The organism is Mycoplana sp. ABR4_002 (assembly GCF_056159645.1).
The window spans coordinates 48,635-70,723 of record NZ_JBSWVO010000003.1; the positions used below are offsets into that span (position 1 = coordinate 48,635).

At 59.0% G+C, this 22,089-nt stretch carries 18 protein-coding genes; 8 read left to right on the top strand and 10 right to left on the bottom strand.

The genetic code is table 11. From position 1 onward, the window contains the following. Genes ACXAGF_RS22595 through ACXAGF_RS22605 form a run of 3 tightly spaced genes read left to right on the top strand, consistent with a single transcriptional unit; the run spans position 1 to position 2,332 of the window. On the top strand, positions 1 to 735 hold the full coding sequence (locus ACXAGF_RS22595; RefSeq protein ID WP_475019802.1) for an amino acid ABC transporter permease: 735 nt from the start codon (positions 1 to 3) through the stop codon (positions 733 to 735). After that, positions 732 to 1,727 (top strand): dihydroxyacetone kinase subunit DhaK, encoded by a 996-nt coding sequence (locus tag ACXAGF_RS22600; RefSeq protein WP_475019803.1) that lies wholly within the window; start codon positions 732 to 734, stop codon positions 1,725 to 1,727. The genes ACXAGF_RS22595 and ACXAGF_RS22600 overlap by 4 nt, the downstream gene beginning before the upstream one ends. Then, positions 1,724 to 2,332, top strand: coding sequence for a dihydroxyacetone kinase subunit L (locus ACXAGF_RS22605; protein ID WP_475019804.1), 609 nt, complete (start codon positions 1,724 to 1,726; stop codon positions 2,330 to 2,332). The genes ACXAGF_RS22600 and ACXAGF_RS22605 overlap by 4 nt, the downstream gene beginning before the upstream one ends. A gap of 87 nt (positions 2,333 to 2,419) precedes the next feature. Here ACXAGF_RS22605 and ACXAGF_RS22610 read toward each other — a convergent pair whose 3' ends face one another. The 4 genes from ACXAGF_RS22610 to traA all read right to left on the bottom strand — a co-directional run bounded on the left by ACXAGF_RS22610 (position 2,420) and on the right by traA (position 7,611). Then, positions 2,420 to 2,506: a hypothetical protein gene (locus ACXAGF_RS22610; protein WP_475019993.1), complete on the bottom strand. Its 87-nt coding sequence runs from the start codon at positions 2,504 to 2,506 to the stop codon at positions 2,420 to 2,422. An 83-nt stretch (positions 2,507 to 2,589) separates the two neighbouring features. After that, entirely contained in the window at positions 2,590 to 3,750 is a 1,161-nt protein-coding gene (locus ACXAGF_RS22615) for a conjugal transfer protein TraB (RefSeq protein ID WP_475019805.1), read from the bottom strand. Next, positions 3,740 to 4,306 carry a conjugative transfer signal peptidase TraF gene (traF, locus tag ACXAGF_RS22620; RefSeq protein ID WP_475019806.1) on the bottom strand — a complete coding sequence of 189 codons (567 nt, stop codon included), beginning with the start codon at positions 4,304 to 4,306 and terminating at the stop codon, positions 3,740 to 3,742. Before traF ends, ACXAGF_RS22615 begins: the two co-directional genes overlap by 11 nt. Then, entirely contained in the window at positions 4,303 to 7,611 is a 3,309-nt protein-coding gene (gene traA, locus ACXAGF_RS22625) for a Ti-type conjugative transfer relaxase TraA (RefSeq protein WP_475019807.1), read from the bottom strand. Before traA ends, traF begins: the two co-directional genes overlap by 4 nt. A gap of 257 nt (positions 7,612 to 7,868) precedes the next feature. On the opposite strand from traA, the gene traC reads away from it, so the two are divergent. Genes traC through traG form a run of 3 tightly spaced genes read left to right on the top strand, consistent with a single transcriptional unit; the run spans position 7,869 to position 10,306 of the window. Then, a complete protein-coding gene (traC, locus tag ACXAGF_RS22630; protein ID WP_475019808.1) occupies positions 7,869 to 8,165 on the top strand; it encodes a conjugal transfer protein TraC in 297 nt (98 codons plus the stop codon). Positions 8,166 to 8,169: 4 nt separating this feature from the next. Beyond that, complete coding sequence (gene traD, locus ACXAGF_RS22635; protein ID WP_475019809.1) at positions 8,170 to 8,382, top strand: type IV conjugative transfer system coupling protein TraD; 213 nt, start codon at positions 8,170 to 8,172, stop codon at positions 8,380 to 8,382. Further along, a complete protein-coding gene (gene traG / locus ACXAGF_RS22640; RefSeq protein WP_475019994.1) occupies positions 8,369 to 10,306 on the top strand; it encodes a Ti-type conjugative transfer system protein TraG in 1,938 nt (645 codons plus the stop codon). The genes traD and traG overlap by 14 nt, the downstream gene beginning before the upstream one ends. 139 nt (positions 10,307 to 10,445) lie before the next feature. On the opposite strand, the gene ACXAGF_RS22645 is transcribed toward traG, so the two are convergent. The 4 genes from ACXAGF_RS22645 to ACXAGF_RS22660 form a co-directional block, all read right to left on the bottom strand. Further along, entirely contained in the window at positions 10,446 to 11,615 is a 1,170-nt protein-coding gene (locus ACXAGF_RS22645) for a DMT family transporter (protein ID WP_475019810.1), read from the bottom strand. 4 nt (positions 11,616 to 11,619) lie between these two features. Next, positions 11,620 to 12,858, bottom strand: a complete 1,239-nt coding sequence (locus ACXAGF_RS22650; RefSeq protein ID WP_475019811.1) for a type III PLP-dependent enzyme — start codon at positions 12,856 to 12,858, stop codon at positions 11,620 to 11,622. Positions 12,859 to 12,884: 26 nt separating this feature from the next. Further along, positions 12,885 to 15,482, bottom strand: coding sequence for a bifunctional diguanylate cyclase/phosphodiesterase (locus tag ACXAGF_RS22655; protein WP_475019812.1), 2,598 nt, complete (start codon positions 15,480 to 15,482; stop codon positions 12,885 to 12,887). Between the two features lie 311 nt (positions 15,483 to 15,793). After that, on the bottom strand, positions 15,794 to 16,699 hold the full coding sequence (locus tag ACXAGF_RS22660; RefSeq protein WP_475019813.1) for a LysR substrate-binding domain-containing protein: 906 nt from the start codon (positions 16,697 to 16,699) through the stop codon (positions 15,794 to 15,796). Positions 16,700 to 16,827: 128 nt separating this feature from the next. On the opposite strand from ACXAGF_RS22660, the gene ACXAGF_RS22665 reads away from it, so the two are divergent. Both ACXAGF_RS22665 and ycaC read left to right on the top strand, forming a co-directional pair. Then, entirely contained in the window at positions 16,828 to 17,658 is an 831-nt protein-coding gene (locus ACXAGF_RS22665) for a pirin family protein (protein WP_475019814.1), read from the top strand. Between the two features lie 69 nt (positions 17,659 to 17,727). Further along, positions 17,728 to 18,354, top strand: a complete 627-nt coding sequence (gene ycaC, locus ACXAGF_RS22670) for an isochorismate family cysteine hydrolase YcaC (RefSeq protein ID WP_475019815.1) — start codon at positions 17,728 to 17,730, stop codon at positions 18,352 to 18,354. Positions 18,355 to 18,873: 519 nt separating this feature from the next. On the opposite strand, the gene ACXAGF_RS22675 is transcribed toward ycaC, so the two are convergent. Then, on the bottom strand, positions 18,874 to 19,533 hold the full coding sequence (locus ACXAGF_RS22675) for a hypothetical protein (protein WP_475019816.1): 660 nt from the start codon (positions 19,531 to 19,533) through the stop codon (positions 18,874 to 18,876). 616 nt (positions 19,534 to 20,149) lie between these two features. After that, positions 20,150 to 22,033: a PAS domain-containing sensor histidine kinase gene (locus ACXAGF_RS22680; protein ID WP_475019817.1), complete on the bottom strand. Its 1,884-nt coding sequence runs from the start codon at positions 22,031 to 22,033 to the stop codon at positions 20,150 to 20,152. Positions 22,034 to 22,089: the final 56 nt, after the last annotated feature.

Genomic DNA, 22,089 nt, shown 5'->3' on the forward strand with positions numbered 1-22,089 from the left:
ATGACTTTCCTGGAAACCATGGCCGCCAATCTCGCCGACTGGGGTCCACGGCTGCTTGACGCGCTTTGGACAAGCCTGGCCTTGACCATGGCGGCGTTTTGCCTGGCATTCCTGATCGGTTTGATGATCGAATACCTTCGGACCCGCACCAGGATGCTTCCTCGAACCATTGCCAGTTCCTACGTCGTCATAGCCCGTGGCGTACCGGTCCTTGTCGTCCTCTATCTCTTGTACTTCGGATTACCCGGCGTCGGGATTGTGCTCGAGGCCTTCGCTGCCGGAGCCTTGGGGCTTGCGATTGTCTACGGCGCATATCTGTCTGAAGTGTTTCGAGCTGGCCTTGGCATCATCGCGGCGGGTCAGCGCGAGGCGGCCCTCGCGGCTGGCCTTACGCCCGCCCAGACGTTTCGCCACGTGCTGCTGCCGCAGGCAATCCGCCACATTCAGGCACCACTGCTCGTGAACCTTATTTCTCTTCTCAAGGACAGTTCGATCTGTGCGCTGATCGCTGTTCCGGAACTGACTCTGACTTCGCGCGCGATCATGTCGGAAAGTTTCTTGCCTTTGCACATCTTTGCGCTCACCGCGGGATTGTACTTCACCATTGCCTGGTCTGCCTCGCTTGCGGTTCGGGCGCTGGAGCGGCGTATGGCGTCGAAAGGGAGCCCATCCAGTTCAAATCTCAAAAAGCCTCGCTGGCTTCGTCATTTTGAGCACCAAAGGAGCACGTCTTGAAGAAATTTATGAATAGCCCTTCGAATTATGTCGACGAAAGTCTGTCGGGATTGGTCGCAGCTCACCCAGATCTGGTACGGGCGGGCCAGACCGGTCGAACCATCATCCGGCGCAACGGCGTGAGAAGAGGCAAGGTTGGCATCGCCACCGGTGGCGGATCGGGCCATCTGCCGCTCTTTTGCGGCTACATCGGACATGGGCTTCTGGATAGCTGCGCTGTCGGCAACGTCTTCGAAGGGCCGACACTACAGTCCTGCATAGATGCGATTGATATGGCTGACGCTGGTGCCGGCGTCTTGCTCCTTTATGGAAACTACGGTGGTGATCGGATGAACTTCGAGATGGCTGCAAAAATGACCAGCGCTACGGCAGTGCGCAGTGTGCTTGGTACGGACGACATCGCCAGTGCTCCCCGTTCGGAGCGCCACAAGCGACGAGGCGTTGCGGGCCTTGTCCTTGCCTTCAAGACCGCTGGTGCTGCGGCAGAAGCAGGCGCTTCACTCGAGGAAGTCGCGCAGATTGCCGAGAAGACCGTAGCCTCGACACACTCGATAGGGGTTGCATGGTCCGGCTGCCGCTTGCCGGCTGCCAGTGCGCCGCTTGCGGACATGGGCCCTGACGACGTTGAACTTGGAATCGGAATTCATGGAGAACCTGGAATCTGGCGGAAGCCAATGGGACCGGCCGATACACTGGTGGATGAAATGATCGAAAGACTGATTGAGGATCGAGAGATACAGGGTGCGGCCGGTCCAGCCGTTCTACTCGTGAACAACCTTGGCGCCACGCCGGTCGATGAACTCTACATCGCCGTCCGGCGCGCGCACGAAGTGCTGTCGGCAAAGGGGATCTCGTTGTCGCATTCCTTTGTCGGTTCCTTTGCAACATCGATGGAAATGGCCGGTCTGTCGATCAGCGTATGCTTTGTCGATCAGGATATTGAACCGCTGTTCACTGCGCCCGCAGCATCGCCCTTCTGGAGAGTCCAATGACCGTAACATGCCAAGGCATCGTCCATGTTGCGGCCCAATTCGCCGACGCGGCTCGATCTATGGAACAGGACTTGAACCTGGCTGATAGCCGTCTTGGCGACGGTGACACCGGGACCATGCTGGTACGCCTGTTGACAGCGGTCGAGGCAGCGCAGCCCGCATGCGACACCCTGGGCGAGACCTTCATGTCGATGGCGAAGGCGGCAGCTGGCAGCACGGGATCAAGTCTCGGAACGCTCGTCAGCGCTGCGCTATTGGCGATGGGCCAGTTCTGTGGCGACCGCTCAAGCCTGCCGCTCACCGACCTGTCGCAAATGTTGAAGGCCGCGCGAGATGAAATGCTCTCACTGGGGCGCTCGGAACTTGGTGACAAGACAATCATTGACAGCCTAGACGCGATCATAATCATGATCGAATCCTGCTCAACACCAGCCGAGATTGCTTCGGGGGCGAAATCGGCGTCGCAAGATGCCATTCAGGCGTTCAGGGGCAAGCCATGTCGGGTTGGCCGTGCCCGCTTGTGGCCAGAACGCAGCAGGGACCTTGACGATCCCGGAATGTTGGCCCTTGCGGGAATGCTTACAGTCATTGGCATCGAAGAGTGAGCCTCGCGTGCCGTTCCCAAATACAGCCATGCACATCCCAATCGCTCTTCAAAAAAGGAGGATGATCATGGCCGCCACATCACGCAGCTACACGCCTGCGCAAGCGGGTTTTGGCACCAGCATTAGACGATCTCCGCATCTCACCGTTATGGCAAGCGGATCATCAGACCCCACCGCCGTGACGAATTGCTGGTCGATCGCCGCTTAAACGGGGGGCCGCACACTCCTTGACCAATGCAGCATCGGAGCTCCGTGATTCAGGTGTTGAATGAAAGGACGAAAGGCAGGTTGAACAGGCGAGCCCAAGCGTCAGTGCTCGCCCGTTGAATTTCGACGATCGACGTCCCGGCGGTCCACCAGCCGTTCCCAACCGCGACGATGACATCGGGATGATGGAGAACGGACTGAAGGACAGGCCAGACGAGAAGTTGCTCGTAGCAGATCAGCGGTGCGATCGTGATATCCTCAACCGACGCGACTGCGGCACCGATGATATGCGCCCTGGCTCCGCCATCCTCACCAGTAAGAGCCAGCCAAGGCTGCCACATGGATCCTGGTACGGGCATCCGCTCGCGGTAAAGAATATCACTGCCTGCGGCGGAAATCCTCACCAGTACATTGTCATATCCTCCCTCATCGACGATCGCCGCGCCGGCGATCACGGTAATCCCTGCTTCAGCAAGGTTCGCCTGCCAAAAGCGGCTGACGGTCGGGGTAAGGAAGCCCATGGCGCTTTCCGGCAGCACCACCGTCGTTCCGGATGGGTGACGTCGGACGAGTTCGACAATCGCCTCTTGCCGAGCAAGACTGGTGTCGCGCCCAAGTGAGGCTCCGAATTGCAGATCGACACCTCGCCACGACCGATCTGGGTTCGGCGTCGTCCACTCAGCGGCGGACCAGAGCCATAAGCCCGTCATGGCCATGGCTGCAGCCGGCCGATGACGCGTCGTCATGAGCGCCAGGCCGGCTGCCATCGCAGCCAGACCCCACCACCCCCTGCCTGAAAATACAACGCCTGCCGCTGTGATCGGATGCGCCCATCCCATAATTCCAAACGGGGGAACGGCCATTACAAGACATACGACCAAGTAGCGAATCGGTTTCTGCAACCTGGCGCGGCTCGTCCATAGCGCCGAATGCACGATGACGAAGGCGATCGAGGCCATGAGCCAAAGCAGCAGACCCGCCCAGACATCTGTCGAATAGAAGTTTGCAACGCCTTGTGGCAAGCCACGCGATGCGGCGAGGAAGTAGGCGGCGGATACGGCGGCCGCCTGCCAGCGTGTTCTGGCGAGCGACCAGACTGCGGGGAAAGCAGCGGCCACCGGAAGAAGGAGAACATTCCCGTTCCAGGCAACCCAGCCAGCAGCTGCAGAGGCCGCAATGAGCAACGCCGCGCGGGCAAGGTCACGGTGCATAGGCAAAGACCTCCTGCGCCAGTCCGAGGACATTTTCGATCGGGAGAGGACCGAAGTATCTGGAGTCAAAGGACCCTGGAAAACCGGAATGAAGAAACACGGTACCGGGCGGAACCACGCCGCCCTCATATCGCATCAAACGGCGCCCTCGTCCGTCAAACAGCATGACCTGCGAGTGAGGGAGTTGCTTGCCGTCGATGTGCACCGCGCGGTCTACCGCAACGACCTGACCGGACGTTGCCACGACGGTCTTTATCAGCGGGGCGACGCCGAATGTACAAAGCCCGTGACGAAGGTAACCGCGCCTGCGCGCCTCGCGCATGAGGTCAGTTGCAGGTGGGCATATGAAGATGCGATCGCCGTTGCGGATCGACCGATTCAGATGGAGTACTCGCCAGAGACCTGTCGGTTCGCTCGGGGTGAGGTTGACCCGGAAGCCGATCATTCCTAGAGCGGCAATCCCGACGAACGTCATGAGCACCGATGCGCCAAGCACAAAAAGCACCACCTTCTTCCTGGCGCGAAGCGACACGGGATTTTCAGCCGAAACCGTCATTTAAGCGTGAGCCCCTGGCTCCTGGTCTGGCGCAGCGCTTCCGAGGCTTTTTGCGCTGCCACCGTGCGCTGATGGGCCGACAGTTGCTGCACCGTCCGCATCATGTTCCAGGCCCGTTGGACCTCGTTCCTCTGACTAGCGCTCATGCCGGCAGTGACCTGCCTGAACACCTCACCGCTGGTGTCCCTGGCTGCAAGCGGAAGAAAGGTTCGCTCCCCGAAACGCTCGGCGACCGCCCTGGCAAAGCCTTCAAGCTCGGCATTCACCTGTTCGTGGGCGAGCGCGTATTGCAGACTTGCCGGAAGATCGTTGTGATCGATGGCGCCGCGCACACGTTCGAGCACGCCTGTCGCATTGGCCGACAGGGCGGGGATCTCCACCGCGACCTTCTTGCGGGCAGCCAGTTCCTCGGCATGGCTCCGCCTCTCGGCCTTGCTTCGCTGGCGGAAATAGTCACTGATACTGTCGGCGAGCGGCTTCACATTCTTCAGCGCTCGGTCTCGATCAGACTTGTCGGCGCGGCTTGCGAAGACACCGGTCCTGCCCTTGAGCGCACCGTACGCCTCCGGCTCTCCGGCGATCCTTGCGATCGTCTTTGACGCTGCCCCCTGATCCCGCAGCATTGCGTCGACATTGATCGCCTTGAAGGCGACTTCGGGCTGGGCATAGACATGATGGAAACGCATCGAGACTTCCTCCCATTGCTGCATCAGGCCCATATCGGCCGCAAGCCTGTCCTCGACAGCCTGATCGATCGATTTCGGGAAGGTGGTCATTCCTGCCACCATGGGCCGTGCCTCCTTTGCGGTATTCGCATTTGCTTTCGTTGCGGCCGTGGAGAGCCGGATCCTTACGCCGATGGCCACGAGCCGGCCGGCCAGATCGGTGAGCCTTGTTCTTTGGCGCACCGTCCATTCGAGACGGTCACGGGCGATGGTTCTGGCCACATTGACGATGTGAAGGCCGCGCGCCTCGGCAAAGCGGAGTGCCTGCCGGTAGAGGCTGCCGCCGGCATAGTCGAGCGTCGTTTCCTTGGCGTTCCTGCGCGACAGGATCTGGACCAGCCCGCCGGCCCTGGCGAAGGATCGGCGGCCGTAATGGACGCCGAGATCCTCACGGTGACGCGTCATCGCGACATAGGTGAGGTGGCGGTCCAGCGAAAGCGATGCCAGCACCTTGACCCGGTCGACGGTGGCGCCCTGGCTCTTGTGCACGGTGGTGGCATAGCCATAATCGACATTGTTGTAGAAGCGCTGCTCGACCGGGATCTGGCGGCGGTGCTCGCCATCGCCAATCTCGACAATGATGCGACCGGGTGCGGCCTCGACGACCTTGGCCAGCATGCCATTCCTGACGCCGAGCGAGCTCTCGTTCTTCAGGAAGACGATCTGGTCGCCGGCGGCAAAGCTGCGACTTCCGTCCGCGGTCCTGAATGCCGAACCGGCTTGGATGATCCCGCGCTCGATGAGCCTTGCACGCGCCAGTTCGTTCAGCATCCGCACGTCACGGCGAAGATGGGCGAGGATCAGGGAAGACTTTTCCGGATCATAGTCGCGGTCCCAATCGGCAATCAGCTTCGAGACCGCATCGGCCTTCAGCCCGGCCTCGATCATCCTGCCATTGGCGCGATAGGCCTCGACCGCCTTTCCGACATTGCCGCGGGCGAGATCGAGCGAAGCGTCGCGCATCCATTGCTCGCGCTGGCGGTAGATCGTCTCGAGCTCGGCATAGCCGATGCGATCGGCAATCGCCCGGAAGGCAGCACCGGCCTCGATCGGCTGCAGCTGTTCGGGATCACCGACAAGGACGAGCTTGGCGCCGGCCCATGTAGCGGCTTCGACGAACCGCGCCAACTGCCGCGACGACACCATGCCGGCCTCGTCGAGAACAAAGATCGTCCTGGCGTCGAGCCGGCCGCGCCCCTTGCTCCAGCCAAGCTCCCAGGAGGACAGCGTACGGGAGGAAATGCCTGCTTCCTTCTCCAGACCCTCCGCTGCCTTGCCCGCAAGCGCACCCCCGACGACCCGATAGCCGGCCGCTTCCCACGCCTCGCGCGCGGCCTTCATCATCGTCGTCTTGCCGGCGCCGGCGCGGCCGATGACGGCGGCGATCCGCTCGTTGCCGGCAACATGTCCGATCGCTGTCTTCTGCTCCTCCGACAGCCGGTGATGGCGCGCGTATGTTGCCTCAAGCACAGACTGCCGAACGCCATGCGAGGATCGCTGCGACAGCCAGGTCGCGCGATTGGCCATTTCCGCTTCCAGCCGGATCAGCTCACGCGTCGTGTACTTTGCCGGGGCGCGCAGACCGGTGCCAAAGTCGATCCTCTCCCGATCGAGACGCAAGGTCACAGGGCTCTGGAGGATGCGCGCCATCAGGCTTTGGAAGAGGCCGGCATCGTCGACGTAGCGATGCAGGATCCTTGCGATGTCGCGTTCATCGAAGACGCTCTTCTCCCGCGTGATCAGCTCGAGCACGATCTCCGGATTGCGCTGGATCCGCCTTGCGTTCTCGGCACGGCGCTGCTCCTGCAGCTCCAGCCGTTCCAGCAAAACCGGCTCTCCCGCCCCATCCGCCTTCCGCTCGATCGCCTTGGCGCCGACGCCGAGATGGATTGTCGGGGACAGGTCGATCCCCTGCTTCTCGAAGGAGCGGCCATCGACCCTGATGTCGAGACCGGCCAGTGCCAGATGGCGGTTCTGGCAAACGAACCAGCCGTCGCGGAACGCATTGAACTCATCGCGCCCACCGGCCCAGAGCTGATAGACTTTGCTGCCGGCGTCGTTGCGCAGAGACTTGCCATCGGGACCGGCAACCGCAACCTTCTTCGGCCCGAACCCGTCCTCGGTGAGCGGCCGCAAGGTGGTCATCAGATGGATGTGCGGATTACCCGGCGCGTCATGAAACACCCAGTCCGCCACCATGCCTTTGGCTGTGATGTGCCTTGCGACAAAATCCCGGACAAGCTCGATGTTCTGCTCGACAGAGAGTTCGATCGGCAGGGCGATGGTCACGTCCTTGGCAAGCTGCGCATCGGAGCGCTTCTCGAAGTCCTCGACCCTGTTCCAGAACGCTTCCGAGGCGCCCGACACCGAGCGATCAGCCATCATCGATCGCAGCCACGCCGGCGCATCGGATGGAATGACGAACTCCTCGTGAAGCAATCCCTGCTTTCGGGTGTAGTCGATCGTGCGGGCTTCGCGCTCGTAGTCCATCCTGGCGCAGTGCCGGTAGGCCGCCGACAGCACGGCGCTGCGGCCGGAGCCGCGGGCGACGATGCTGACGGAGAAGTGCGGGACGGCCATGGGCGGCAACGGCTCCTTTGATCGAGCGAACTCAATGCGTTCGTCGGGAGCGGCGAGCCCGCCAGGGAGCAAAACAGAGCGTCGCCACCAGCGACGTATAATTGCGCCCTTCGGATCCGCTCCTTCGGAACGGCCGGGATCATTCACCAGGCCATCGCCCTTAGCGATTGCAGGATTGACCGTAGTGCGCTCCGCCCTCGGCCCTGAGACCCTGTGCCTCAGCAGCACCGAGTTCAGAACCGGGGAGACGTTCCGACATGAAGAAGCCATCCTCCAGGATCCGTGAAGAGATCGCCAAACTGCAGGAGGCGCTCAAGGCCGCGGAGGCCCGTGAAGCTGAACGGATCGGCCGGATCGCGCTCAAGGCCGGCCTCGGCGATATCGAAATTGACGAGGGCGAGCTTCTGGCCGCCTTCGAGGAGATCGCAAAACGGTTTCTCGCAGGCAAGGGAAATGCGACCGGAAAGAAAGACGCCGGCGCAGCAGGCTGTGCCGTTGTTCCCCCCTCGGCGCTCGCGTCTGGCGCGCCTCAGGGCAGCGGTGGTGAGGCTTGAGCGGATGGCACGAACCATGACCTCCGACGTCCGCAAGAAGGACACACGCGACAAGATCGAGCTTGGTGGCCTGATCGTAAAGGCGGGTCTTCGATATGAGAAGCGGGCGGTCCTGCTCGGTGCCCTGATCGAGCTTGGTCGTCGTTTGAAGGACGATGCAGATGAGCGGGCAAGGCTTATGGCAATCGGTGCGGAGGCTTTCGGTGGCGGCAAATAGGATCGTTCTTGCCATCGTGCCCCTGGTGCTGATGACCGTCACGGTGTTTGCGATGACCGACATGGAAACATGGCTGGCCAGCTTCGGGAAAACCGAAGCGGCAAAGCTCACGTTAGGACGAATTGGGATCGCGGCACCGTACGTTTCTGCGGCCGCAACCGGACTGGTATACCTCTTTGCATCTGCTGGATCACCGAGCATTCGCATCGCCGGCTGCGGCGCGAGCATTGGAAGTGCCGGAGCCCTCCTGATTTCAGTCTCAAGAGAGGCGATGCGGATTGCAGCGTCTTCCGCACATGAGCCGGAAGGAAGGTGGGCGATCTCTTGCCTCGACCCGGCAACCATCATTGGCGCGTCCGCTGTTTTTGTATTGGGGTGCTTTGCGTTACGTGTAGCGATGGTCGGCAACGCCGCCTTCGCCCATGCTGCGCCGAAGCGGATCAATGGCAAGCGGGCGGTCCATGGCGAGGCCGATTGGATGAAGCTCGAAGAGGCCGGAAAGTTGCTTTCCGACGCTGGCGGGATCGTGGTCGGCGAACGGTACCGGGTCGATCACGACAGCGTCGCCGGCATCTCTTTCCGACCCGACAATCAAAAGACCTGGGGGGCAGGGGGACTGTCGCCACTTCTCTGCTTCGACGGTTCGTTCGGATCATCGCACGGAATCGTATTTGCCGGATCGGGAGGTTTCAAGACAACGTCGGTGACCATCCCGACATCGCTCAAATGGGGCGGCTCCCTCATCGTTCTTGATCCTTCGAACGAGGTTGCTCCGATGGTATCGAAGCACAGGGAAAGCGCCGGACGCCGGATCCGGATCCTTGACCCGCGCAAGCCTTCCACGGGTTTCAATGCACTCGACTGGGTGGGGCAGCATGGCGGCACGAAGGAGGAAGACATCGCATCGGTCGCGTCCTGGATTGTGAGCGATAGCGGCCGTCCCAGCGGCGTCCGGGACGATTTCTTCCGCGCATCCGGATTGCAGCTTCTGACAGCGATCATCGCCGACATTTGCCTCTCCGGCCACACACCGAAGGAGCGGCAGACACTGCGCCAGGTGCGCGCCAATCTTTCCGAGCCCGAGCCGCAGCTTCGTCAGCGGCTTAAGGATATCTACAGCAATTCGGGATCCGCTTTCGTCAAGGAAAACGTTGCGGCATTCGTCAATATGACGCCGGAGACATTCAGCGGGGTCTATGCCAACGCGATCAAGGATACGCACTGGCTCTCTTATCAGAACTTTGCCGCACTGGTGTCGGGCTCGACGTTCCGAACGGAGGACATTGCCTCGGGCGAGACCGACGTCTTCATCAATATCGACCTGAAGACACTGGAGACCCATGCTGGCCTCGCGCGCGTCGTCATAGGCTCGTTTCTCAACGCCATCTACAATCGCGGCGGCGCAATGGAAAGCCGCGCGCTGTTTCTCCTCGACGAGATTGCGCGGCTTGGATACATGCGCATCCTTGAGACGGCCCGAGACGCAGGCCGCAAGTACGGCATCTCGCTGACGATGATCTACCAGTCGATCGGGCAGCTGCGAGAGACCTACGGTGGTCGTGACGCTTCAAGCAAATGGTTCGAGAGCGCAAGCTGGATAAGCTTCGCCGCTATCAATGATCCGGAAACCGCCGATTACATCTCCCGACGCTGCGGCATGACGACTGTCGAGATCGACCAGGTCAGCCGAAGTTTCCAGTCGCGCGGATCGTCTCGGACACGTTCGAAGCAGCTGGCAGCACGACCGCTCATTCTACCCCATGAAGTTCTCTGCATGCGAGCGGACGAGCAGATCGTCTTCACAGCAGGCAACCCGCCGCTCAGATGCGGCCGGGCGATCTGGTTTCGACGGAGCGACATGAAGGCTTGCATGCAGCGAAGTCGATTCAGTCGGCTTAACGTGGCCCCTGAACCCACGCGATAGCAATCGCCACCCACAAAGGCGCTTTCGGGCGCGAGTTTCCTCCAGGCGATCCTTGCATGATTGCCCCCTTTTTTTGCCTGCCCATCCAGCAGTGTGAGAGGTTATCCTACAGGAGGCCCAGGACGGGCGGGCAAAAGGTTTATGCCGCCAAAGTTGGGTGATCAACCGGCTCACTACCCGGCAGTTGCCGCGATTGAGCCAGGCCGTCTTCGATCGCAAGCAGGTACCGAAGAGCCAAGAGTAACTCGTCAAGTTCTCGATCATGTAGTTTCCGACCAGCGGTTGCTTGGCCGAACTCGGCAAGTCTTTGGCAGACTAGAACCTTGATTGCTGTAAATTCGCTCTCAGTCGAAATTTTGCCTACCTGCTCAAGCCATGCCAAACTCTTCGAACCCGATGTTTCCTCCACTTTGGCGCGAACGCCTTGTCCCCAAAGGCTGGCGCTGGCGATTACGGCTCCTGTCACCACCAATATGCCGGACCAAAAAAGAGACAGCGTCAGGGCTGCACCGGTGAACAGGGCCACGATGACGGCGCCGATGAATGGCTCGACATAGGAGAATGCGCCCAGTGCCTGCATATCCCCCTTCTTGAGCCCGTAGTCCCAGAAGTAGATCGCCAGTCCCATTGGAAATATTCCGAGCCCTGCCATTGCGGCCCACTCCATGATCCCGGGTGGGACCCACGTCTCAAGAAGCAAGTGCGCACTAAATGTAGCAAGGCCAGACGCCGCATAGAACATTCCCAGCGCGGTCGACGGAACATCCGGCAGCAGCCGTGCAACGACAGAGTACAGGCCCCACATGGCAGCTGCGATTCCGATGAGCGCTAGATAGAACATTGGCGAGTCTGTTTCCGCAGCGTCGCCCCCTGTTTCCACGAGAAACATTACCCCTATGAATCCTAGAGCCGCACCCACGATGTGCCACCATCGCAAGCGCTCTCCTGGCAGAAACGCGGAGGCTAGCACGATCATCAGAGGCGTCGTCGACTGTAAGAGCGCAGCAGCAGCGGGCGGAGCCTGCTGGGTCGCATAATAAATGCAGCTATGGTACCCCACGAGCGAGCCGACGGTTAAGAACCAGACCCGAGGGGGTTGCCTGAACGCCTCCAGCGGGTGAGAGCCGGTGATCAACCAGACAATCGGTGACATGGCTGCAGCAAAGAAGAATGCTATTGCCACGGTTTGTAGTGGAGGCACCGATGTCGTCAGAGTGACCAGCATTGTCTCGGTAGCCCAGAGCACGACGCCCGCTGCACCGACGATAGTGGCCATAAGTCTTTTAGTGTTGATCGAGCCCATAGACATAGGCCTATTCTCCCAAGGCTACGATCTGGTCGGCGAAAAAGCCGTTAAACTTCGTCCTCATCGACAGGCTGTAGGCGCCCATCATCCCAAATTCGATCCAGTCGCCTTCTTGGACATCGTTTGGAAGCGAAAGCGGCGCACCCAGCACGTCATTGGAATCGCAGGTAGGGCCGTAAACCTTGAAGTTTGCCATGGATGCAGCGGGCCTTGCATGCTGGCGTATCAGACGGACAGGACGGCGCTCTTTCGGATGAGTGAGTTCCTGGAGTGTGCCAAAGACGCCATCGTTGAGGTAGATGGCTTGGTCTCGACGTACAACGACTTGGGCAATCGTCTTGCCAGCCTCAGCGACCAAGGAACGCCCCGGTTCACAGAGCAGGATGCAGCCGCGGGGAAGATCGATACTGTTGCGAGCATCGACAATCCGGGCGAAGTAGTTCTCGATCCCTTGCACCCTATCACCTGGATAAGGTGCAGGAAAGCCACCGCCCACATTAAGGACGCTCAACGAAACGCCAGCGTTGCTAGCGACTTGTCCAGCAAGTGACATCGCGGCAGAGAATGCTTCGGGCGCCAGACATTGTGAACCAACGTGGAAAGAGATGCCTGCCTTGACGCCATACCCCTTGATCATCTGCAGCAAACGAACCGCCTCGCGCGGCTGCGCGCCGAACTTCGTAGAAAGGACATAGCGGGCGTCGGCAGGCTTGGTGGCCAATCTCACCGCAATTATGAGATCGCTGCTGGTGTCGGCAACCTGCAAAATCTTCTCTACTTCGTTCTCGCAATCAACCGTGTAGAACCGAATCCCGTAATCGAAAGAAGCGTGGCGAACCGCCGGCCTCGACTTCGCGGGATTATTAAAGAACTGTCCGGCAGCCTTTCCGAAAAGGCCGTGGATCAGCCTTACTTCGTCGAGGGATGCGACATCGAAATCGGTGATCCCGCTCTTGAAAAGGGTTTCAAGAACTGCCGGATGCGGATTGCACTTTACCGCGTAAAGGGCTCGACCTGGGAAAGCGCTGAAACGCTTGGCAGCCACCTTCAGCTTTGACGGTGTGATGCAGAAGACGGGTTCGGTCGGCTGAAGTTCTGCAATGATTGCATCCACGCTATCGAACTGTGGAAGCGGCGGGCCGACCAAGCGAGATCTATCGATGATCGGCCTACTGGCCTCTACACGCTCTAACAGATGATGTGCACCGTTGAAGGCGTGGTCAAAGTGACGCGCGTTATTCATCATGGAACCTGTTGTCTTAGAGATCGATGTTAAGCGGCGGCGTCCGAGGACGCCTGGTCCTCGTCCCCGACCCAATCGGAAAGAAATTTTTCCAGTTCCTGCGCCATCACCGGCCGACTGTAGAAATATCCTTGAAGCTGATGGCAACCTTCTTCAGTCAAAAAGCTCGCTTGCTCTGCAGTCTCGACGCCTTCGGCGGTTGTGACCATGTTCAGACTTTGGCCGAGGCTGATCACGGACTTTACGATCGCTCCGGACTTGTTGTTCATGTCGCCAATGAAGGACTTGTCTATCTTGATTTTGTCGAACGGGAACGAGTTCAAATAGCCGAGAGACGAGTACCCTGTTCCGAAGTCGTCCATAGCGATTTTGACGCCGATTGCTTTCAAGGCGCCCAGTATTGCCAGCGCGGAATCGACATCGTTGATCAAGACGCTTTCGGTGATTTCCAACTCGAGACGATCCGGCTTAAGTCCGGTTTTGGCGAGCACATCTTTCACCAAGGTAACGAGTTCTCGGCTTCGGAACTGAACGGGCGAGAGGTTGACGGCTACACGAAGGTCAGGCCATTCCAGCGCCTGGCGGCAGGCAGTCTCCAGGACCCACTCGCCAAGGGAGATGATCAACCCGGTTTCCTCGGCAAGAGGAATGAACTCCGATGGCGGTACAAGTCCACGCGTGGGATGCCGCCAACGTACGAGCGCCTCAACCGCCGTGACCCTGTTGTCGTTAACGTCGATCAGCGGCTGGTAGTGGAGTTCAAGCTGGTTTTTCAGTACTGCCTGGCGAAGGTCGTGTTCAAGCGCCTTTCGCTCCTGAAGTTCCCTGTCCATCTGGGGCTCGAAAATACGGTAAGTGGCGCGCCCAGCCTGCTTCGCTCTGTAAAGAGCTATGTCAGCGTTCTTCAGCAAGCGTTCGGGGTCTTTCTCCGCGGTTTCACAGACAGCTATCCCGAGACTGACACCTACGTACAGCTCCTGACCCTCAATCTCGAATGGCATGCGCACAACATCGATCAACCTCCGACAGAGTTGCTCCGCTTCGAAAGGCTGATTGACGCCCACTTGAATGATCGCAAACTCGTCGCCGCCCAGACGGGCGACTGTGTCCGTCGGCCGTACACAGTTGAGCAGCCGTTCTGATAGCTGGCGCAGCAGAATGTCGCCGGCACCATGCCCGAGCGTGTCGTTGACCTCTTTGAAGTGGTCAAGGTCAAGGCAGATGACTGAAACTCGGGAACGGTTTCTACGGTGGCTTGCTAGCGCCGCATTCAGCCTCTCACGAAACAGCACTCGGTTCGGTAGTCCGCTCAGCGCATCGTGAAGCGCCAGGTGACTTGCGCGTGCCTGGGCCTCGACCTCCTCGGTGATGTCGGTGGCAGTACCGCGGAAGCCAACAAATTCGCCGGACGCGTTGTGGATTGGTCGACCGGCCAGACGACACACACGCGTCATTCCGTGCGCGTCCTTATAGAGGCACCGAAGGTCTCTGAACGCGTTGCCATCTGAAGTTTCTTCAAGAAGGCGTGCCCATCCGTCAGATCCGCTATCACTTTCGAAGAACTGCGGAAGCGTCTTTCCGAGTATGTTCGCAGCGGCAATTCCGGTAACCTCGGAGAACCGCGCCGACAGAAACATCATCTGAAGTTGAGGGTCGCATTCCCAAATCCAGTCCGATGCCGCCTCAGCGACGTCCTTGAACCGAGCCTCGCTTTCCTGCAGCGTCTGCGCGAAGGCAGCCACGGTTTTGGCTGAATCCTCAAGCGCTTTCGTAGAGCGGCGAATGTTCCGAACGACCAGTACAGCAAAGACGGCGAGAATAAGCACACAGATTGCAAGGGGGGGAGCAAGCAGGCGCAGAAGTTTGTACCCTGGTTTGGCTGGTTGCCAGGTGATCGTACCAAGGTTCTCTCCATCGAATGAGGCGAGACTAAGCGACGCACCTGCTTCGTTAACCGCTTCCGGACTGAATGCAACGCCCGTCAAGAGATAGTCTTGGCTCATTCGGCTGAGAAAGGTGTTGTTGATCTTCTTGGCAAAGATCAACAACGACAGTGTCTTCGGGTCTACGGAAGCCTGCTCGATCGACGGCGGCAATATGGTTGTTGCAGCGACGAACAGGACATCGCTACCACTCTTGAGCATTCCCTTTACCGGTTCGACATCCGCGCGGGCTTGATCGAGCAATCTGGATAGCCCTTGCGGGAAGAATGAATGAGCACTGACCCGCGCTGGCATTCCCTCAATGACGGAATAGACTGTAGCACCATCGCTGTTGACAACGAACGCGGCCTCGTAGCCGAGACCTTCAAAAATATTTGCTCCGATGTTTCCATCGGTACCCGCCCACTCCACATCCACTGCCAGATGAAGATTGTTGTATACATCCTGCCAGACGGCATAATCCTTGAGATTTCGCGCGATTTCGCGTGTTTTTACGGAGATCGCTGTCTGGGCGAGGCGAGTAGAGGCTTCTACCTCAAGTCTATTCTGCCGATCCGCGCTAACGACCAGGGAGGCCAAGACGAGGACGATAGAAATGACAAGTATACACGCCATCGGTACGACGACGTGCTTCGTGGACCGATAGCCGTTGAAGCGGCCTAGCCGAACTTGTTGAGAAGTCATCTGCAGCCCCCGGACAACCAATGGCTGCAGCTTCAGGAGAAACTTCAAAATTTTGCGTTAAATCAAATTATCTCGACTTTTCATGGTTAGTGTTCGGTAAATCAGCAGACCAAGAATAAGAGCCAGGCAATGGACAGCCCGCGGCGCGGATGACATTGTCGAGAAGCCCTTCGTCATCGACGAGATCGCGCGCAATTGGCGTTTGAAAGGTCTAAGCGCAGCGTATTCCTGGCGATGGTTCGCTGCCGTCGCCCGGCGCGAGCCTTTTCCTGACCGTGGCATGAGAGACAGCTTGCCGCGACTGCGGTGAACTATTTTCGTATATTGAGACGCTGGTATTCTCCAGCGACGTGATCGATAAATGCACGGGTTGCAGGCAACAGGCCCCGCCGCGTCGGATAGACCATATGGATCGTTGCAGGACGAGGCCTCCAGGCAGGCAGAAGGTCTATCAAGGCGCCCCTGGCTATATCTTCATCGACGACCATAGAAGGAAGCTGAACGACGCCCACCCCGCCTCGTGCGGCGCGCAACAAGGAGATCATGTCTTCTGTCACCAGTCGTGGTCTGTGACGGACAGCGAACTGCGCGCCCTCCGCATTCTCGAGGCTCCATTCGTGGTCGCCATGGTTCTTGCTCCAAGCCATGCTCGGTAGCGAGGACAAATCGGCAGGTGTGACCGGCGCTTTCAAACCTGCGGCAAGCGAAGCAGACGCAACCAGCTTCTGAGGACTTGGAGCCAATTCACGCATAACGAGTTCGCTATCCAGCGGTGGGAAGCGAACGCGGAAGGCGACATCAAAACCTTCGCCAATGATGTCTACGCGGCGATTGGTGTTCTCCAGATGGATCTCTACGTCCGGGCAGGACTCCATGAAGCGGACGATCATCTCCCCCACGTGAAAGAACAAAAGGGTGGCAGGGCAGCTTACCCGGACAATGCCCCGGGGTTGACTGCGCTGGCTGTCGATGAGCGCCTGCGCCGCCTCCGCTTCCACCAACATTGCGACGCAGTGCCGGTAATATCCCTGACCGAGATCCGTGACAGCAAAACGTCGTGTCGACCTCTGGATAAGTCTGACCCCAAGCCTTTCTTCAAGGAGGCCAATACGCCGGCTCAGGCGGGAACGAGGAATGCCGAGGTGGCGGGCGGCCGCTGCAAAACCGCCCTTGTCCACCACCTGCACGAAATATGAAAGGTCATTTAGATCCTGCATCGACTGTCCTGTATTTAGGACAGACTGGCACCAAATTCGCCACTTCTCAACCGGTTGGCTTGAGCGACAATGCTGTCGCACAGACGAACCGCCCGCAAATGGCGGCATCCAACCAAAGAGGCGAAGGCATGAGGCAGATCATCGGCATCTACACCGCCCCACGCCCGCATTGGGTGGGCGATGCTTTTCCAGTCCGAACAATGCTCTCGCACGATGATCAGGGCCTGCGCATCAGCCCTTTCCTTCTGCTTGAACATGCAGGCCCGACGGCATTCAAGCCCGCCACTGCAAGGCTCGGCGTGGGACCGGGTCCTGGGGGCGGAACTGTCACCATCGTGTATGCCGGCGAGATTGAGCATCGTGGCTCATCCGACCCAGGAGACCTGATTGGCCCTGGCGGCGTAGGATGGACGACATCAGAGAACCTTCACGAGGGACACCGTTCCCCTGCCGCTGCCCGCGAAGGCGGAACTTTCGAAATGGTACAGTTGTGGGTCGATCTTCCAACGAAGGACAGGTCGGCTGAGCCTCGCCTTGGGACTCTGCTGGCCGGCGAAATTCCAACCGTCGCGCTGCCGCAAAGAGGTGGCAGTGTTCGCGTAATTGCCGGGAGCCTTGAGGAGGCAAGAGGACCAATGCGAACGTTTGGTCCCATCGACATATTGGATGTTCGGCTGCGAGCGGGCGGAACCATCGAGTTTGACCCGCCTGCTGGTCGAACTTTCTCGCTTGTCGTCCTTACCGGCGAAACCGCGATCAATGGCGGTCAGATCGTCCGGGAAACACAATCTGCCATCTTCGCACCAGAAGGCGACGCGGCGGCCGTCGTGGCAACAGTCGACACCAAGTTACTCGTCCTGAGCGGAGAGCCCATGAAGGAGCCTGCTGTAGCGCAGGGGCCGTTGGGCGTGAACACGGTCGATGAGGTCAGGCAGGCGATACGTCCGCTTCGGCAATAGAACGAGAGATCCACTTTGATCCAGTGGCGGGCTGAGCTCCCCCTCCACCAGCCAGAAAGGAAATCAAAAATGAACAAACCCTATGTAAGGCTTGATAAGAGCCAGGCTGCAATGTTGCTTGTCGACCATCAAACGGGCCTGTTGTCGCTGGTGCGCGATATCGAGCCGGACCGCTTCAAGAACAATGTTCTGGCGACCGCGGCCCTTGCCAGGTATTTCAACCTGCCGGCCATCCTGACCACGAGCTTTGAGGACGGGCCAAACGGACCACTGGTGCCCGAACTGAAGGAGGCTTTCCCCGACGCCCCATTCATTCCCCGGCCCGGCCAAATCAATGCATGGGACAACGAAGACTTTGTTGCGGCGGTAAAGGCGACGGGGCGTAAGCAGCTGATCATCGCGGGCGTTGTCACTGAAGTCTGCGTTGCCTTCCCAGCTCTCTCGGCCATAGCGGAAGGCTTCGATGTTTTTGTCGTGACCGATGCCTCTGGCACATTTAACGATATCACGCGTAACGCGGCATGGGATCGGATGACGCAAGCCGGCGTTCAGCTCATGTCGTGGTTCGCTGTTGCCGGTGAGCTGCACCGCGACTGGCGCAATGATATCGAGGGGCTCGGCACCCTTTTCTCCAATCACATTCCCGATTATCGCAACCTGATGACAGCATACTCGACCATGGCGAACCGCAAATAGCGCAAGGTCCGAAAGGGGCCAGGGACTTTCGAGCCCCTGGCCCCTTTCGCTATAGCATCGGCAATGCCTTACAGGCGATCGACAGTTCGGTTCGTAACACCAGGTGCGAAGTTTGGAAGGCTTTCCGCGGACTCAGACAGACCGGCTCGCTCAATAAATCGACGAAAATTCACTTCTGCGGCAACGAGAGGACTAAAGTTGCTTCAGGCAGCGTTGTCACCGTTCCGGCGGCGACAGCCTCTCAAGGCGGCCGCCTTCACAATTGGAGTTCTCCTTGCCATCGCACGGCGCCCCTTCTGGGCAGTTTGCTGGCTGTGCTGCCAATTCCTTCTGGGTAGCGCGATGAACTCCGCTGGCGTGTCGTCAAGCAGCGCACGAACCGATGCGTCATAGAGTTCTAAAATTTCAATCCAGCGGAGTTCATCACCACCATCACATCGCCCCCGCTTGCGCCGGCTGGCGGGGCTTTTGCCCCGCCAATCAGCTTGCTGTTTCACAGTTTTGCACTGCCAGCTTTGTCTAGCACGGTGGATAGGGATAGTACCCACATGCTGGGCGCGCGTAAGGATAACCGTAAGCTGCGCCGGCAGCCGCCCCCGCATAGAACGCCCCACGACGCATTGTACGGCGAGCCACGCCAGCGTACGAAAGTGGCGTCAGGGGCCTGCCGATTATGTCGATGAAGACAGATGCGGCACCATCGGCATTTTTCAGATCGCCCTCAAGAACCTCGACGGTGAACGTAAGCTTGTCACCTTCAAGCTTGGGCGTGTTCAGCACGACAACGGCATCGTTAACCGTGGAGCCTTCCTTGTCGAAAACCGAAACAGTAGCATTGGGCGGGTCCTTTCCAAAGCTGTCGTCACCAACATCCCAGTCTGCAATCAGATGTTCTGTAAGTTCGTGGCCCGCGGCTCTGACCGGACGATCCGCGAAGACAATGACGCTTGGGGGGACACCGTTGAGCGTGAGAGTATCGCCCTGCAGCGTAGCGCTCTGTGCGTTCAGGACATAAAGCGAAGGCACGATTTCCGAATGTTCAACTTTCGGCGTTCCTATCTGCTTCGAACCCGGTTGGTGAATTGCTTCCTGGGCTCGCAAGATTTGCGGCGCAACGAAAGTGCAAGCTCCAATCATCGCGAATATGGCGAGACGTTTGATACGCGGACGTAATCCCATTTGACTGCTTCTCCGTTGGCTTTGGGGGGTTATCGGCAGACAGTTCGTAGGCGTTTACCGACCTGCCAACCAGGCCGGTTGGTAATCTTCGATAGAGCCAATAACGGCGCCCACTCAGGCGCCGCAGCGGCATTTTGCCCGGCCAGTCTTTGCGGCACAGCGCACTGCGGTCCCGTAGCAGCGGCGCCAAAGGTAAATCCTAAAGCGAAGAGGCATTTCAACTTAGTCACCCAGTGACGCATTCCGGCCTCCTGTTGTCGATGGGCCAGGTACATACGCGGGGAACATTAGTACGTATGTGTGACGGGTATGCAAGCCAGAATTGCGCGCCCACGGTTTTCGAGGGAGCATTGGACGAGGGAAATCCTTGCTGGCGGAACCGGTGCGAATGGCGCAGAGCGAGTATGATTCGGTTGCCTAGGTTCACCGCGAGCAGACCGTGCCTGACGCGAACGCCTTAGTTCCATGTGCCGAGAAACACAGAACCGGCTTTGACAACCCGGAGGCCTAGGTGCGCATCGATACACGCAGAAAGGAGGAGCGAGGACACTCATCAACCGCATGCGGCTCCGCCCCACCGACTATGTGCCGCGGCGCGCATCAATTTGTCGATAACCTAGCTGGCGCCCTGAGTTCCACGCCTTACCTTCATCGTCATCGAGCATTGGTAGGCGGGATTATGTTCAACTTCGATAGTCCCGGAGTGCTTCCTCTCGACGAGTTGCGACAGGAGTTTCATTCCAAACCCTGAGCCCTTGCCGACCTCGCTGGCACCGACGAACTCGTCCCTCCAGACCACTGTCAACTCGTCAGCCTGGTCAATGCCGATTCTTAGAGACCACGAAAGACTGACGTATTTGTCATCTCGGCCGAAGGCGCCGTACTTTGCCGAATTGGTAGATAGTTCATGCCAGACCAGACCAAGGTCAAAGCAAAGCTCGGCGGGCAGGGCAAGGTCACGGCCGGAAATCTTGACCTTAGGCAGGAACGGCTCAAGCGCTTCATCCGCCAGGGCGCGGATGCTGGTCTTACCCCATCCGCCTTGAGATATCATCATGTTTGTTCTCGCCATGGCGGCGAGCCGCTGGCTATAGGTGCTTTTTGCTTCTTCGAGGTCCGGCGTATGACGGAGAGTTTGAAGAAAAATCGAGTTCGCCAACTGCAAGAGGTTGCCGGATCGATGCGCCATTTCCCTCAACAGAAGCGCGCGGTGCTCCGAGGCCTCTTCCTGGCGCCATCTTGCCGCAATCACGTTTGCCACCGCTACAAGGAAGTCGAGGTCGGCCTGTTCAAAGGCCCGATGTTCGGCGCTATGGACGCCCAAGACGCCGAATGGTCGACTTGCAGAGCCGGGAATGGGCACACTCATCCCGCTTCGAACCCGATGCTCGCGAAGCAACGCTGGTCCGCTGAACCTGTTCTCTGTCTCAAGATCGCTTACGATGATGGGAGTTCCAGCGAGCAATGTATAGCCGGCCTGCGAGTCCTGATCGATACCGACTGTAGCCTTTCCGACCAACCCGTCCCTCCAGCCAACGCCTGCGCGAAGAATGAGGTGATCGGCGTGGTCAGATAATTGGAGCACCTTTGCCATAGAACAGCAAACGGCGGCGCCTAATAGTTCGGTCGTCCGTTGGAGCACGGCCTTGAAACTGGGCTCGGTGAGCGCCAGGGAGCCAATCTCGGCCAAGGCGCTCTGCTGGCGAAGCCGTCTTGCCATGGCCTGCGAAGACTGGTGATGCTCTGTCATGTCGCGGGAGACAACGACATACCCCCGCGGCTGCCCTAATTCGTCAGGCAAGGCGGTCACGATCTCATCCCAAACGGTCTCCCGGCCCGAAGAGCTGACATAGGTACCGGAAAACCGTCCGGAACCGCTGGCGAGCGCTTCATGTGCCGCCTTGACAGCAGCGTCCCGCTCGCCGCCCTGCCAGAAATCGAAATAGGAGAGTCCTTCCGCTTTCGACGGATCATCGATTTCAAGGCTCACGCACCCGCAAGCGTTGATTGATTGAAGTCGCCCCTCAAGATCCAGCACCTTGATGCAGTCAAGACTGCTTGAAAGTACACGTTCGGCAAAAGACTCGCTTCGATTGCGGGCGCGCTCGGCGTTTCTGATGGCGGTGACGTCGACCATGGTATTGACCGCGCCAACCAAACTTCCGTCAGTCGCAACAATCGGTCGTGGATTGACAAGAATCTGGCTCCTTGTGCCGTCAGGCCGCTCAACCACAATCTCAACTCCAGTGATCTCGCGGTGCTCCTTCAGACAGATTGCCATCGGGCAGAGATCATGGGGCAGGACTTGCCCGTCTGTGTCGTAAATTTTCCACGAACCGCACCACTGGGTCTTTCCGATGATCGGACGCGCGCCCCACAAGGCAACGGACGGCTCGTTGAAATAGGTAATCATTCCGGAGGCATCGGTCGCATATATCGCCGCGGAGCTGATGCCGAGAATATCCTCAGCCGAGGGAGCCAATGGCCGCCACTGGTGCACGAAAAGACCTCCTCAACAACGTTGCGGAGGAGAAGGTATCATTTCGGCAGGCGGCA

Excerpts from the sequence above, each read along its gene's own strand:
- ACXAGF_RS22595 (WP_475019802.1), top strand. The coding sequence starts at position 1 with ATGACTTTCCTGGAAACCATGGCCGCCAATCTCGCCGACTGGGGTCCA.
- ACXAGF_RS22605 (WP_475019804.1), top strand. The coding sequence starts at position 1,724 with ATGACCGTAACATGCCAAGGCATCGTCCATGTTGCGGCCCAATTCGCC.
- ACXAGF_RS22615 (WP_475019805.1), bottom strand. The coding sequence starts at position 3,750 with ATGCACCGTGACCTTGCCCGCGCGGCGTTGCTCATTGCGGCCTCTGCA.
- traF (WP_475019806.1), bottom strand. The coding sequence starts at position 4,306 with ATGACGGTTTCGGCTGAAAATCCCGTGTCGCTTCGCGCCAGGAAGAAG.
- traA (WP_475019807.1), bottom strand. The coding sequence starts at position 7,611 with ATGGCCGTCCCGCACTTCTCCGTCAGCATCGTCGCCCGCGGCTCCGGC.
- traC (WP_475019808.1), top strand. The coding sequence starts at position 7,869 with ATGAAGAAGCCATCCTCCAGGATCCGTGAAGAGATCGCCAAACTGCAG.
- traD (WP_475019809.1), top strand. The coding sequence starts at position 8,170 with ATGGCACGAACCATGACCTCCGACGTCCGCAAGAAGGACACACGCGAC.
- ACXAGF_RS22645 (WP_475019810.1), bottom strand. The coding sequence starts at position 11,615 with ATGTCTATGGGCTCGATCAACACTAAAAGACTTATGGCCACTATCGTC.
- ACXAGF_RS22650 (WP_475019811.1), bottom strand. The coding sequence starts at position 12,858 with ATGATGAATAACGCGCGTCACTTTGACCACGCCTTCAACGGTGCACAT.
- ACXAGF_RS22655 (WP_475019812.1), bottom strand. The coding sequence starts at position 15,482 with ATGACTTCTCAACAAGTTCGGCTAGGCCGCTTCAACGGCTATCGGTCC.
- ACXAGF_RS22660 (WP_475019813.1), bottom strand. The coding sequence starts at position 16,699 with ATGCAGGATCTAAATGACCTTTCATATTTCGTGCAGGTGGTGGACAAG.
- ACXAGF_RS22665 (WP_475019814.1), top strand. The coding sequence starts at position 16,828 with ATGAGGCAGATCATCGGCATCTACACCGCCCCACGCCCGCATTGGGTG.
- ycaC (WP_475019815.1), top strand. The coding sequence starts at position 17,728 with ATGAACAAACCCTATGTAAGGCTTGATAAGAGCCAGGCTGCAATGTTG.
- ACXAGF_RS22675 (WP_475019816.1), bottom strand. The coding sequence starts at position 19,533 with ATGGGATTACGTCCGCGTATCAAACGTCTCGCCATATTCGCGATGATT.